We start from the raw sequence: 14,373 nt of genomic DNA on the forward strand, positions 1-14,373 counted from the left end.
TTATTTTATATAAAACAATTCTGCAGGTATTGATTAAGATTTATTCTCAGTTTATTTAATCCCTGAAGTTTTGGTTTTAGGGATAATGCAACATGAAGATACTTTAAAGCGTTTTCGTAGTCCTGTAATTTAAGAGAGCATTCGGCCATTTTTTTGTAAACAAACGCCTGTTCGTTTTTGCATAAGTCCAATTTGAGTAAATTTTGATAATGTATAAGGGCTTTATCCGGGGAGGATTTTTTTGCTAATTTACGGCAATAAATATTTCTGATTCTTTCTTTTGTCTCCTCCAGCAGATGTTGCCGATAAGCAGCCTGTTTTCCTTTTTCCAGTATGTACTCGTAAAGTTTTATTGAAAGTTCATATTCGCCGGATTTTTCATAAGCCTCTGCCAGCAAAAATTTGCAATCGATAAAATCCCGATGGTTAAGGTGGAGGAAGAAGTCCGTATCCGGGGAAGTATTTAGCAAATACTCATATTTCTCAATAGCGCTACTTGTGTACCCATTGAGAAGGTCGGAAAAAATAATACGAATTTCCATGCTGATTTTTTCTGATTTAGTGGAGGATGTTTTGGGCTTTGCGTCCCTAACGGTGTTCTGTTTGTTTTGGGAATGTCTGTGAAGCGTGTCATATTGTTTGCGGGAATGAGAATCGGAAAGAGTTTTATACGCCTGAATAATAATTTTTGTTTTTGATTCCGCCCATTTTTTGTTTGAGCCATTTATATCGGGATGGAATTTTTTAATCAGGGTTCTGAATGAGCGTTTTATTTCTTCAGCGCTTACTTCTTCATGCACTTCCAGGATATTGTAATAATTTACCATGACAAAACTACGAATTTTTAAAAATAAAATAAAATCATATGTCGTTTAAACGAATCTTGAGATGTTCGCGTAATTAAATATGATCGGAGAGACACTTTAAATATACATTAATAACATTTTCTCTTCTAAAATAGAAGGAAATGCTAACAGCAATTTTATCAGTTGTCAACAAATTTGATTTCTTTTGAGTAAGTTATTCATACCGCAGGGTTTCAACGGGATCAAGCCTTGCCGCCCTTATAGCGGGATATATACTAAAAATCACACTGCTGAGTATTGCGATGAATATAGTAATCATAATGCTTGCCGGTTTGATGACAGTAGGTATCTGGTCAAAGTAATATACTTCAGGTGGGAATGGCCTCCAGCCTGTCATATTATATAATATGCTTTCCAGCCAATTAATACGCAAGACAACGGAAAATCCTATAGCAGCTCCCACGCAGGATCCAATGCTGCCAATGAATAGTCCGTTCAATAGAAAAATGGACATAATACCTTGTGTGGTAGCTCCTAATGCTTTTAGTATGCCAATGTCTTTGGATTTTTCCAATACAATCATCGTCAGAATTGCCAATATATTAAAGCCTGCAACAACGATGATAAAAAAGAGTATAAATGCCATTACACGCCTTTCTAGCATTACAGCGGTCAAAAATGTCCTCCTGGCATCCTCCCATGTTTGCACATAATATTCAAAGCCCAATGAAGATTGCAACTTGTCACGCACTTCATTTGCATAGCGGTAATCATGAAGTTTTACGCTTATTCCGGATACGGCGTCCCTTTCTTTTGTACCCGTCAATTCTTGTGCAGCAGCAAGAGGAATATACACATAATTCTTGTCGTAATCGTACATTCCCGATTTAAATGTTCCTTCAATAACAAATGCTTTTACACTGATTTTGTCCCAGTTTTTTAACGTAACCAGCACTATTTGCTCGCCTTCCTGCACAAAACTTATTGGGTCTGTTTCCGGGTCACCCGGACTAACCCTCAGTAGTTCTATACCACAAAATGCGCTAGCGGTTTGGTTTTCTCCATGAGTTTTTTGTAAATCTTCAGGTTCTTTCCTGAAAGGGGATAAAAAAGCCTTAAAATCGCCAACGGTTGCCTCTTCAACGGGATTAATTCCTTTAAAATATACAAATTCCTTTCTTCCACGTATTTTTATAAGAGCAGGCCCTTCGACAAAGGGAGCACAGGAAGATACATGTTCGGTTGCTTTTACTTTCTCCATCACCTGTGTATAATTTTCAAGGCCATACATGCCTCCTTTTGTAATGATAATGTGTGTTAACGTTCCTCTTATTCTGCTACGTAATTCCTGATCGAACCCATTCATAACAGAAAGGACAACAATTAATGTCATAACGCCTACTGCAACACCGGCTACTGCAAAAAAAGAAATTTTCCTGCTGCGTAAATAACGGAGGGTAATAAAGAATTTGTACATTATAACTTTGAATTCGAATTGTTATTTAAAATGATTATGTATATAATCCTGAAATTCTAGCACAATTAAATTGCATTAAGCAATTAATAATTTATCATTACCGGAGGCGTTGAATGTTATATTTTAAAACAGCAGGAGAATCTCATGGAAAATGCATGGTTTCTGTTTTGGAAGGTTTCCCGGCGGGTATTTTTCTTGATAAAGAATTGATAGATAGAGAATTAAGGCGCAGACAAGGAGGCGTTGGCAGAGGTGGAAGAATGAAAATAGAAGCAGATTGTGTGGAAATTCTTTCAGGGGTAAGAAATAATATCACGTTGGGCAGCCCTATTTGTTTAATGATAAAAAACAGCGATTATAAGATTGATGCGCTTCCAGTTGTTACACGACCGCGCCCTGGTCATGTGGATTTGGCAGGCGTAATAAAATATGGACATAAAGATGCAAGGAATATATTGGAGCGTGCGAGCGCAAGGGAAACTGCCGCAAGGGTAGCAGTTGGCGCTGTGTGTAAAATATTGCTTTCGTATTTTGGGATAAAGGTTTTTGGTTATGTCAAAGGTATCGGAGGAATCAATTCTGAAAAACAATTAGAAGATACTATAGAGACGGCGGTCAAAATCCGTGATGATAGCGCAATATATTGCATTGATCGTGAAATCGAAAGTAAAATTGTTGAAAAGATAAAACGGGCGGTTGAAATGAGTGACTCACTTGGCGGAATAATAGAGGTGGTGGCAAATGGTTTACCAATCGGGATTGGGAATCATACGCAGTGGGATTTGAAATTGGATGCAAGACTTGCTTTTGCAATTATGTCTGTTCAGGCGATTAAAGCGGTTGAAATCGGTACTGGTTTTGACATTGCAAGCAAATTTGGATCGGAAGCGCATGATGAAATATTTTATGGGTATCCGAAGCAAAAAAAGACATTAACCGGAGGTTTTGAAAGGAGGACAAATAATGCGGGGGGGATAGAAGGTGGGATAAGCAACGGAGAGCCTATTGTTGTGAGGGCGTATATGAAACCTATCCCAACATTAAAAAAGTCTTTAAGGTCTGTTGATTTACTGACAAAGGAACCGGTAGCCGCTTCATATGAGAGATCAGATATTTGTGCGGTTCCTGCCGCGTCTGTTGTTTGTGAAGCAATGATAGCTTTTGAAATAGCCAGGGCTTTTACGGAGAAGTTTGGAGGCGATAGCATTGGTGAAATGAAAAGAAATTACGAAAGCTATATTGAAAATATCTTACAATAACATGTTTTTAAAAAGTCATTTAGCGTTGACTTTAAAATAGTTATCGACGAGTTCTCGTTGAAACATGGGTGTGGGAAAAGCATTGATGTTGAAACGAAGGAATCGCTGACATTGCAGATGTTTTATTGCAAAAGTGCCTTTTTGCCCCGTTGTATTTTTGCAAAGGGTTCAGGGTCGCTTGTCTTTTGTGGGCGCAAAAGTATTGAAACGTCTTAAGTTCATGTCCTGCCTGATGTATGATTTTCAAAATATTTTCTGCTGCGTTTTTTTGACAAAACTATTTATCATTTGGACATCTACCTCATTTAGTAAAAAATTATTAAAAACTTTTAAAACAAATTGGCATAAGTATAAATTTTGCTTGAATAATGTTAATGTTTTGATATCATCGAAATTTCGCTGTGCTAGCGTAGCTCAATGGCGGAGCAGCGGTTTTGTAAACCGCAGGTTGTGGGTTCGAGTCCCACCGCTAGCTTTGTAATTTATTATTTTTTAATAACTAAAAGATTTTATTGTAATTAAGGTTATTGGACGTATAATCTGTGCCGAATGAATTTTGTTTGGAAAAACATTAAAGTAAGATGTTCGACAGCAAAAGGGTGGATACCCGAGTGGCCAAAGGGGACAGACTGTAAATCTGTTGGCATAGCCTTCGGAGGTTCGAATCCTCCTCCACCCACCATCTTATATTTATGTCTGAAGAAAACTAAAACAATGCCACTTACCAGAACAAAAACAGGAAAACAATTACGAGGTCTCTCTGGAACGGAAAACAAAATCTTGCTGTTTGCATTTCTCTCTTTGGTATTGAAATTTTAAATAGTGACGTAGTTTGTATGCTATATTGTAGGGGTTCACAAATAGAGATTTCTAGATTAGATTTAACTTTTGTTAACATAAATAGTTATAGCATTTCTGAAATCACATTTTGTGAACTTCTTGAGTATATTTAAAGGTGTAGCAATAGATGATTTCTGAATGACCTTCCAAAAGTTAAAAATTTTAGTCAGCAAAGTAATCACGCAATATCATTTTGAGTTTTTGCATAGTCTTAATAAATGTAACTATTCAGCATAAACGATACACGGCTCGTTCCCAAACCTTGTACTGAACATAGTGAAGTATCTGTTTGGGAACGAGTTGCGCTCTGATCTCCGGTAGTTTAATAAATTACGCTGAATAGTTATCGCTGAATTGTCTGCGAACCTTTTTTTATTGACGGACAGACATTTTCTTGGGGTTGTTGGGGAGGGAAACTAAAAAGAGGTTCTTCTGGAACATATTGCCATATTGGCTTGACAGCAAAATATTCGTTTTTTTTGAATAATATCTAGGTTTCGCAAACTATCTTGGTTTTTGATGTCTTTTGAAAAAATGTCATAAATGATGCTTTGTTTGCGGGCGTAGCTCAATGGTAGAGCCCTAGCCTTCCAAGCTAGTCATGTGGGTTCGATTCCCATCGCCCGCTTTTGAAAAATTCGTATAAAATTTTATAATTATCGAGAAAGTCTTTCGTTCAACATGGTACGTATAATATCGTATACGTTGCATTATTAATGTATGTTGTAATTCTTCAGCGGCACTAAGTTTAATCTTGCCATGTTTAAGTATGCAAGGGTTTAAAATGTAAAAAGTTTTACTTTTGCAATATTTCCTAATCAATGTAAATCATTTCAGACGGAAGTATTTTTGCCGAACAATTTGGATGCAATTGATGTTTTGATATTACTTAATTTTGGATTGCTTAGATAATTTGTGGGTTTCGGCTTATTTTGTTTGACATTTATATTTTTTTTGTTATATTTGATAAATTCTGGCTTTTTTGAAAAAGTATGTATAGTTTAAATATAACGGTATCTATAGTTTTGTTGAATAATGAGCAATTGCTGCTGTAGCTCAGTGGTGGAGCACGTCCTTGGTAAGGACGAGGTCATGGGTTCAAATCCCATCAGCAGCTCCAGATAAAATGCAGGCAGCGCTTGCGTTTGATATGCAGTGTCGTGGTCTTTGCTAGTTTGTGGATATGTGTAGTGGGAGTTTTTAAGGAAATATATTTTGGGCAATTATATAATGGTGAAAATATTAAGATAAAAGGGGTAGCGCATGGCTAAAGAAGTATTTCAGCGAACAAAGCCGCATTTAAACATAGGTACGATAGGGCATGTGGATCATGGTAAGACAACGCTGACGTCAGTAATAACGCATGTATTGTCGAAGCAGGGGTTGGCGAAGGATAGGCCGTTTGATTCAATTGACAAGGCTCCTGAAGAGCGCGAACGAGGTATAACGATAGCGATATCGCATGTGGAGTATGAGACGAAGAAGAGGCATTACGCGCATGTGGACTGTCCTGGACATGCAGATTATGTAAAGAATATGATAACAGGTGCGGCGCAGATGGATGGAGCGATATTGGTTGTAAGTGCGCCGGATGGTCCGATGCCGCAGACCCGCGAGCATATATTGTTGTCAAGGCAGGTGGGAGTTCCCAGGATTGTGGTGTTCCTGAATAAGGTGGATATGTTAGAGGATCAGGAGCTGTTGGAACTTGTAGAGATGGAAATAAGGGAGCTATTGAGTAAATATGATTTTCCTGGGGATGAGATACCTGTAGTGAAGGGTTCTGCGCTGAAGGCGGCACAGTGTGGATGTGGAGGCGCGGAATGTGCGAGTTGTGGACCGATATTGAAACTAATGGATGCGGTGGATGCTTACCTCCCCGATCCTATAAGGGAAATAGATAAGCCGTTTTTGATGTCCGTGGAAGATGTGTTTAGCATAAAAGGGCGTGGTACAGTTGGAACAGGCAGGGTTGAGAAGGGTAGAGTGAAGGTAGGAGATGAAGTAGATGTTGTTGGGATTAAGCCGGATATAAAGAAGTCTGTGGTTACTGGTGTGGAAATGTTTAATAAAACGTTGGATGAGGGGCAGGCAGGGGATAACCTGGGATTGTTGCTGCGGGGGGTAGAGAAGAATGATCTGGAGCGTGGTCAGGTGTTAGCGAAACCCGGCAGTATAACGCCGCATACTAAATACGAAGCGGAGGTGTATATATTGACTAAGGAAGAGGGAGGAAGGCATACTCCCTTTTTTAATGGATATAGACCACAGTTTTATTTTAGGACGACTGACGTGACCGGGGTGGTAACTTTGACAGGCGGTGCGGAGATGGTGATGCCTGGGGATAACGTGAAGATCAATGTAGCATTGGTAACGCCGATAGCTATGGATGAGGGGCTGCGGTTTGCAATTCGGGAAGGTGGGAAGACGGTGGGTGCAGGTGTCGTTACAAAAATTGTTGAATAAATTATAATGTGGTTTTGAGGGTTTGTTGATGCGAGAGTATATTACCCTGGTTTGTCGTGAATGTTCCAACAGGAACTACAGAACGCCTAAAAAGGCAAAGCAGGCGGAAAAGTTGGAATTGAAGAAATTTTGTAAGAACTGTGGAAGGCATGTGTTCCACAAAGAATATAAAAAGTAGTTTTCTGTGTGTTTGGGTGTAACTAAAGGTCTGTAGCTCTAATTGGTAGAGCACTGGACTCCAAATCCGGGTGTTGGGGGTTCGAATCCCTCCAGACCTGCCATTTAATTATTTTCAATCTTAGATCAAGAGTAATAAGATAAGCTAATGTCATTGTTTGTTATTCATAAGAAGGGCCAAGGATCTTATAGCAGGATAGTTGTTGGTATTGCGTTAGGGTTGCTAGCGTTGTTTGCTTCCATTTCGTTGTACAATGTCTTGATAGGATTGCCAAATATATTTGAAAATGCGAGGGTTCCCCTTGTAGATATTGAGCTTACATGGGGATTAATTTGTTCGGTTGCGCTTTTTGTTTTTCTGGGGTATCTGATTTGTATCTTGGTTGCTGGCTTTAAAACCGGGCTGAGGCCTATTGATGAAGGCGGAAAAAAAGCAGTAGAATTTTTAGTTGAAACTCAAAATGAACTTCAGAAAGTATCATGGCCTACAAGATATGAGTTGGTTGGCTCCACGATTGTTGTGGTTATATCTGTGGTAATCATAGGATTTTTTATATTAGGTGTAGACTGGGTCGTCTCCTTCTTCATGGAGTATATTGGAGTACTATAAAGCCTGTGTGCTGATTGACGTACTTTTGATGGGTTTTTCGGCGCATTTTACTCATTCCTTGATTATACGCGATGCAATCGCATTGAATTTTAGACGTGAAATTTTTAGGTTTTTATAGGTTTATAAATAGATGCCAAAGGAATGGTTTGTTTTGCGTGTGCAAAGCAATAGAGAAGATAAAGTCAGGGACAATTTAGTAGAGCGTATAAGAGCACAGGGTATGGAGAGCCTGATTACAAATGTACTGGTGCCGAGTGAGAAAATTTCTGAGGTTAAGGGTGGTAAGAAGAGGGTATCTGACCGCAAAATATATCCAGGATACATAATGGTAGAGATTGAGGTAGACGAAAAAGGTCAAATTCCAAAGGAAGTTTGGTTTACGATTCGCGAAACTTCAGGCACAGGGGAATTTATTGGCGGCCAGAGTAAGCCTGTGCCTATGACCAAATATGAGGTTGAAAAACTTCTTTCTGATCTGGATCAGAAAGAAGAAAGGCCGCGTGCAAAGATCGAATTTAATGAAGGCGAGAAGGTACGAATAAAAGAAGGACCGTTTGAGAATTATGATGGAATAGTTGAAGAGGTTTTGCCTGCGAGTGGCCGCGTTAAGGTTATGCTTACCGTGTTCGGAAGGGCAACGCCAGTTGAATTAGAATATTGGCAAGTAGAGTCAATTTAAAGGTAGGAGAATGTAATGGCAAAGGAGATTTTGGCTAAAATCAAGTTGCAGTGTCCGGCAGGGCAGGCAACCCCTGCACCTCCGGTTGGTCCGGCACTTGGGCAGCATGGAGTAAATATCGGGCAATTTGTGAAGCAGTTTAACGATAAAACGAAAGATTTGCAGGGAATTTTAACTCCTGCAGAGATTACTGTTTTTAAAGATAAAACGTTTACCTTTATAATTAAGTCTCCGCCTGCTTCTGTGCTATTAAAACAATCCGCAGGTATTGTTAAAGGTTCGCCAGAGCCAAATCGGCAGAAGGTTGGGCAAGTTAACAAACAACAAATCAGGGAAATAGCAGCTAGAAAGTTGGCAGATTTAAATGTTAGTAATTTAGAAAGTGCAATGAGGATAATAGAAGGAACTGCTCATACTATGGGGCTTAAAATTGTGGATTAGTGTATGAAAATGGGAGAAGTTGTGTTTAATCAGAAGGATTTATAAAATGCTAAAAAGAAGTAAAAGATATTTAGAATCTTTAAAACATATAGATATAAACAAAAAATACGAATTAGAGGATGCCTTAAAACATCTTAAATCTTTTAAGACTGCAAAGTTCGATGAAAGTGTCGAAGTCGTAATTAAGTTGGGTATCGATGCAAAACAATCAGACCAGCTTGTTAGAGGTGCTATATCTTTGCCGAAGGGTATTGGCAAAAGTTTAAAGGTGATAGTTTTTGCCGTTGGAGAAAAAGCAACTATTGCGAAAGATGCAGGAGCTGAAGAGGTTGGTGCTGAAGATCTGGTGAAAAAGGTTGAGGGGGGATGGGGGGATTTTGACGTCGCAATTTCTACTCCGGATATGATGAGAATAGTTGGTAAATTAGGTAAAGTGTTAGGTCCTCAGGGTAAAATGCCGTCTCCCAAGTCGGGAACTGTAATCGACGATGTAGAAACAGCTGTTAGGGAGTTTAAAGCAGGTAAAATTGAGTTTAGAAATGATGCTGGTGGAAATGTTCATGCAATTGCTGGAAAGCTGTCGTTTTCCGTTGCAGATCTTGCCGACAATATAAACACATTTATTAAACATATATTGAACTTGCGTCCATCGGCTGCAAAAGGGATGTATATAGAGAAGGTTTCACTTTCTTCGACGATGAGTCCTGGCGTAATGTTGCAAATTTAATTTTAAAATGTGTAGCTAAGGGAATAGACAGAACAATGCCAAATGAATTAAAAGAACTTACAATAAAAGAACTGATTTCTCGTTATGATGATAAGAGTAGCTATCTGGTAGTTGGTTATAGAGGTATCACTGCTTTGCAGTTTAATCAGTTGCGAAATGAATTATGGCAGAAGAAGATACTTATGGAGGTTGTTAAAAATTCTCTTGCAGCGGTTGCGTTTAAGAAAATAGGCAAGACGGCAATAGTTGGTTTGCTAAATGGTCCTTCTGCTATCATAAGTGGCGGGGATGATCCGGTATTAATGGCAAAAGAAACAGTTAAATACTCTGAAGATTTGCCATTTTTTACGTTGCAGGGTGGGTTTTTTGAGGGAGAGGCACTGTCAATTGATTCTATCAAGAGTTTGGCGAAGCTTCCTTCCTTGCCAGTGCTTAGATCCCAAATAGTATTTAGTATAAATGCTCCGATAGTCGGGGTGGCAACCGCTTTTAACAGTATATTGCGCAGTTTAGCAACTATATTTCAAGAGATAAAAACACAAAAAGAAGAAAGTAATGGGTAATTTGTATATGGTTTCTGAAAGTTAGGAGGTGTAAAATGACTCAAATAATGGAAGAAAAAGAAGTCGATGTAACCGGGAAAATAGCGCAGGTACTAGATATAGTATCGGGAATGACACTGTTGGAGGCATCTGAATTAGTAAAAGCATTCGAAAAGAAATTTGGTGTTTCCGCATCTGCAGTAGCCGCAATGCCTGTTGGTATGCCTATGGCTGGAGCCGGGGCTGCCGTAGAAGAAGAGAAGACATCTTTTGATGTAATTCTAAAAGAGGTGGGAGCTAACAAAATTCAAGTAATTAAGGCGGTTCGAGCGGAAACAAATTTAGGCCTCAAAGAGGCGAAAGATCTTGTAGAGGGTGCGCCTAAGGCTGTTAAAGAAGGGGTGACGAAGGAAGACGCTGACAAAATTAGAAAAACATTAGAAGAAGCTGGTGCCAAAGTAGAAATAAAATAAACAGTTTTTTTGCCAACTTTTAAAGTTCTGGGAATTTATGGAAATACGAAACTACAGTAAAGTAGATGAAGTAATAGAGCTTCAAAATCTTACACAGATTCAAACGAAAGCATATATGGACTTTTTGCAGTTGGATATTCCAGCATCGAAGAGGAAAAATGTTGGTATTGAGGCTATATTGAGAGAGATATTTCCTGTCAGCAACTACGATGGCAACATAACTTTAAATTATGTTAAATATGAGTTAGGAAAACCTCGTTATTCACAAGACGAATGTCGCCAGTTGCGATTGACATACGGGCGTCCTTTTCGCGTCTGGTTGCGTTTGGATAAAGATGAACCTATAGAAGAAGAGGTTTATCTGGGTGAGATTCCTGTTGTTATCGGTGGCGGAGAATTTATTATTAATGGTACAGAACGGGTGATTGTTGCTCAATTACATCGTTCGCCAGGGGTAGATTTTATAGAAGAATTTTACGCAGAAAAAAGATTACATTCTTGCCGAATAATTCCTGAGCGGGGAAGTTGGATTGAGTTGGAGGTGGGTAAGAAGGATGTACTTACTGTCAGGATTGATCAGAGTGGAAAATTACCCGCTACTTGTTTTCTCAGGGCGTTATCCGCAGAATACGCAAATGATGAGGATATTATTCGGTTGTTTCATGAAGTAGAAACGGTGAAAATCGCTGATTATGATGTGGCTGCAAAGTTGAGAGGTAGGTTTACTGCAGAGCAGGTTGTTAATCCTGAAACTGGGGAAATTTTGCTGGACGCGGGTCGTCAGTTTTCTGATTCAACGGTTAAGGCAATCACAGACCTGGAAATAAAGAAAGTAGATGTGATCAAAAAAGTAGAAGACAACTTAATATTAAATTCTCTGGAGTCAGATTTTACAAAGTCTCATGAAGATGCATTGTTGAAAATTTACGCAAGATTCAGACCAGGCAACCCACAGCAAGTGGAAAAGGCAAGGCAGTTATTTTATGATAAATTTTTTGATGAAAAAAGATATAGGTTGGGGCCTGTAGGCAGATTTAGATTAAATAGGAAGATGGGTCATGATGTCGATTCATCTAAAATGACTTTGCAAAAAGAGGATTTTGTAGAAGCTATTAGGTATTTGATGAAGTTGAGGAAAGGTACCCCTGGGGCATCAATTGACGATATAGATAATTTAGGCAACAGGAGACTTCGGACGATAGATGAGCTTGTTGGTGAAGAGTTGAGAAAGGGGTTTTTAAAGTTAAGAAGAACCATACAGGAAAGGTTAAGTGTAAAAGAGACAGAACAATTAACACCGCGTTCTTTGGTAAATTCGAAAACCATATTTTCAGCGATCGATTATTTTTTTAGCCGAAGTGAACTTTCGCAGGTTTTAGACCAAACAAATCCGTTGGCACAGCTAACTCATGAAAGAAGGTTAAGTGCGTTGGGACCTGGCGGCTTGAATAGAAAGAGGGCTGGGTTTGAGGTGAGAGATGTACATGTTTCTCACTATGGGAGGGTGTGCCCGATAGAAACGCCAGAAGGTACAAACATTGGTTTGATAGCTTCTTTAAGTATATACGCAACAATCGATGAGTACGGTTTTTTGATTACACCATATCGTCTAATAGAAAAAGGAAAACCTTCTAAAAATATAATATATTTACGGGCAGACGAGGAAGAGGGTCGTTTGATAGCGCCGGCAGATATTTTAATCAGTACTAAAGATACGCTGGGTAAGACGGAAGTGCTATGCAGACACGATGGCGACTTTAAGCACACGGCTTTCAAAGATGTAAATTATATGGATGTTTCTCCTAAACAAATGGTTGGTGTTTCCGCAAGTTTAATACCATTTCTGGAACATAGTGATGCGAATAGAGCGCTGATGGGGTCGAATATGCAGAGACAAGCTGTTCCTCTGCTGAAGACAGAACCTCCTATTATCGCAACGGGCATGGAACGGGTAGTCGCCAAAAACTCAAGCATGACTGTTCAATCGGAAAAGAATGGAACTGTTACAAAGGTATCATCAAATGAAATCGTAATTGATAACAATGAAATTTATAAACTAAGAAAGTTTGTTGGGTTAAACGAAGGTACTTGTCTAAATCAGAAGCCTATAGTCACCGAAGGGCAAAAAATCAAAAAAGGAGAGGTCATCGCTGACGGGGCGGCTACACATAATGGTGAACTTAGTTTAGGTAAAAATGTATTAGTAGCGTTTATGACATGGGATGGATACAATTTTGAAGACGCTATGGTGATAAGTGAGGCCTTGTTAAAAGATGATCGATTCACTTCTATACACAGAGATGAATTTGAGGTGGAAATACGTGAAACAAAGTTGGGTAGAGAAGAATTTACTCGCGATATTCCAAATGTTTCAGAAAAAGCACTAAGAAATTTGGATGAAAATGGAATAATTCGGGTTGGAACAAAGGTGAAACCCGGAGATATCTTGGTAGGGAAGATAGCGCCCAAGAGCAGGAGTGAACTTTCGCCTGAAGAAAAACTGTTACATGCAATATTTGGACGTGCTGGTGAAGATGTTAAAAATGAATCGCTGGAAGTTCCGTCCGGCATGGAAGGTATTATTATAAATACGCAAGTATTTTCAAGAAAGTCGTATATTTCAGAAGAAAAAAGACAGAAAATATTGGGTGAGGTAAGCGAGATAGAGTCAAAGTATAATGAGACTATTGCTAAAGAATTTGCAAAGATGTTAAAAGCTATAAATGCAGAGATTGAAGAAGCTCTTGTAGATATTCAAACCGGTCAGGTTTACAAAACAGAGAGAGCTATGTCTGAAAAAACGATACTTGCAATGGAAGATCATTTTAATATTGAAAATATCGCATTTAGTAGTAAGAAGAAAAAGGAACTGGCACTTGAAATTTCACAGGAATACAAAAGAAAAATGGAGGAGTTAAAAGAAGAAAGAGATGGGAAAATAAACCAGTTGAAGCGCGGAGATGAATTGCCGACAGGGGTTTTGGAACTAGCGAAGGTTTCCATTGCAACGAAGAGAAAGCTTTCCGTTGGTGATAAAATGGCCGGCAGGCATGGTAACAAAGGAGTTATTTCCAAGATACTTCCTGAAGAAGATATGCCCTTTTTGGCAGATGGAACCAGGGTAGAGATGCTACTGAACCCATTGGGCGTGCCATCCAGAATGAATGTCGGACAAATTCTGGAGACCCACCTGGGATGGGCAGCTAAAAAGCTAGGTTTTAGGGCAATTACGCCCATTTTTGAAGGTGCTTTAGAGGAAGAGATACGCGAGACACTGAAAGAAGCAAAGTTGCCGGAAGATGGAAAGGCAGTGTTGTATGATGGACGTACTGGAGAATCTTTTGGGCAAAAAGTTGCTGTGGGTTATATGTATATGCTAAAGCTTCACCATCTGGTTGATGAAAAAGTACATGCAAGAGCGACAGGTCCATATTCGCTGATTACTCAACAACCTCTGGGCGGAAAGGCTAGGTTTGGTGGGCAGAGATTTGGTGAAATGGAAGTATGGGCGTTGGAGGCTTATGGTGCTGCACATAATTTGCAAGAGTTGCTTACTGTGAAAAGTGACGATGTAGAAGGAAGGACGAAGATTTACGAATCCATGGTTAAGGGTGAAAACACATTGGAGGCTGGCACCCCAGCATCCTTTGAGGTGCTTTCAAATGAAATAGCGGGGTTGGGATTAAATCTAAAGTTAGAAAAGAAAAAGATGGATATTTTAAAAGTATAGCATTTTATGATGAATATTTGGATATTAGTTTGAAAACTGTGAGTTTATATAAGTAATATTAAGGGTTCGAGATATTACATTAGAATTTTTATAAAAAAGAGCTTGAAGTGCTGCGCGTAATATTTAGATTTGTGCGGACTCTTTGA

12 protein-coding genes and 5 tRNA genes are annotated in these 14,373 nt (G+C 39.0%); 15 read left to right on the top strand and 2 right to left on the bottom strand.

The window, feature by feature from the left end:
* Positions 1-5: 5 nt before the first annotated feature.
* Complete coding sequence (locus tag QZT26_RS01395; protein ID WP_295100140.1) at positions 6-827, bottom strand: J domain-containing protein; 822 nt, start codon at positions 825-827, stop codon at positions 6-8.
* Positions 828-1,020: 193 nt separating this feature from the next.
* The gene (locus QZT26_RS01400; protein WP_295100142.1) at positions 1,021-2,283 is read right to left on the bottom strand and encodes an ABC transporter permease; all 1,263 of its coding nucleotides are present in this window, start codon (positions 2,281-2,283) and stop codon (positions 1,021-1,023) included.
* Positions 2,284-2,396: 113 nt separating this feature from the next.
* Between QZT26_RS01400 and aroC the strand changes: the two genes are divergently transcribed.
* The 15 genes from aroC to rpoB all read left to right on the top strand — a co-directional run bounded on the left by aroC (position 2,397) and on the right by rpoB (position 14,227).
* Positions 2,397-3,542, top strand: a complete 1,146-nt coding sequence (gene aroC, locus QZT26_RS01405) for a chorismate synthase (protein ID WP_295100143.1) — start codon at positions 2,397-2,399, stop codon at positions 3,540-3,542.
* A gap of 403 nt (positions 3,543-3,945) precedes the next feature.
* Positions 3,946-4,017 (top strand) — tRNA-Thr (locus QZT26_RS01410).
* Positions 4,018-4,139: 122 nt separating this feature from the next.
* A tRNA-Tyr gene (locus tag QZT26_RS01415) sits at positions 4,140-4,224 on the top strand.
* A 715-nt stretch (positions 4,225-4,939) separates the two neighbouring features.
* A tRNA-Gly gene (locus tag QZT26_RS01420) sits at positions 4,940-5,010 on the top strand.
* 417 nt (positions 5,011-5,427) lie between these two features.
* Positions 5,428-5,502: transfer RNA gene (locus tag QZT26_RS01425), tRNA-Thr, on the top strand.
* A gap of 143 nt (positions 5,503-5,645) precedes the next feature.
* Complete coding sequence (tuf, locus tag QZT26_RS01430) at positions 5,646-6,848, top strand: elongation factor Tu (protein WP_099325887.1); 1,203 nt, start codon at positions 5,646-5,648, stop codon at positions 6,846-6,848.
* Positions 6,849-6,876: 28 nt separating this feature from the next.
* Positions 6,877-7,026, top strand: a complete 150-nt coding sequence (gene rpmG, locus QZT26_RS01435) for a 50S ribosomal protein L33 (RefSeq protein ID WP_099325875.1) — start codon at positions 6,877-6,879, stop codon at positions 7,024-7,026.
* Between the two features lie 26 nt (positions 7,027-7,052).
* Positions 7,053-7,129: transfer RNA gene (locus QZT26_RS01440), tRNA-Trp, on the top strand.
* A gap of 44 nt (positions 7,130-7,173) precedes the next feature.
* Positions 7,174-7,635, top strand: a complete 462-nt coding sequence (secE, locus tag QZT26_RS01445) for a preprotein translocase subunit SecE (protein ID WP_295100147.1) — start codon at positions 7,174-7,176, stop codon at positions 7,633-7,635.
* Between the two features lie 130 nt (positions 7,636-7,765).
* Positions 7,766-8,314: a transcription termination/antitermination protein NusG gene (gene nusG / locus QZT26_RS01450; RefSeq protein WP_099325877.1), complete on the top strand. Its 549-nt coding sequence runs from the start codon at positions 7,766-7,768 to the stop codon at positions 8,312-8,314.
* Between the two features lie 15 nt (positions 8,315-8,329).
* On the top strand, positions 8,330-8,755 hold the full coding sequence (gene rplK / locus QZT26_RS01455) for a 50S ribosomal protein L11 (RefSeq protein ID WP_099325878.1): 426 nt from the start codon (positions 8,330-8,332) through the stop codon (positions 8,753-8,755).
* 46 nt (positions 8,756-8,801) lie between these two features.
* Complete coding sequence (rplA, locus tag QZT26_RS01460; RefSeq protein ID WP_295100151.1) at positions 8,802-9,482, top strand: 50S ribosomal protein L1; 681 nt, start codon at positions 8,802-8,804, stop codon at positions 9,480-9,482.
* 35 nt (positions 9,483-9,517) lie between these two features.
* Positions 9,518-10,045 carry a 50S ribosomal protein L10 gene (gene rplJ / locus QZT26_RS01465; protein WP_099325880.1) on the top strand — a complete coding sequence of 176 codons (528 nt, stop codon included), beginning with the start codon at positions 9,518-9,520 and terminating at the stop codon, positions 10,043-10,045.
* A gap of 47 nt (positions 10,046-10,092) precedes the next feature.
* On the top strand, positions 10,093-10,497 hold the full coding sequence (gene rplL, locus QZT26_RS01470; protein WP_230405785.1) for a 50S ribosomal protein L7/L12: 405 nt from the start codon (positions 10,093-10,095) through the stop codon (positions 10,495-10,497).
* A 37-nt stretch (positions 10,498-10,534) separates the two neighbouring features.
* A complete protein-coding gene (gene rpoB / locus QZT26_RS01475) occupies positions 10,535-14,227 on the top strand; it encodes a DNA-directed RNA polymerase subunit beta (protein WP_099325882.1) in 3,693 nt (1,230 codons plus the stop codon).
* The last annotated feature ends 146 nt before the right edge of the window (positions 14,228-14,373 follow it).

Source organism: uncultured Candidatus Kuenenia sp. (assembly GCF_900696675.1).
Classification (GTDB): Bacteria; Planctomycetota; Brocadiia; order Brocadiales; family Brocadiaceae; genus Kuenenia; species Kuenenia stuttgartiensis_A.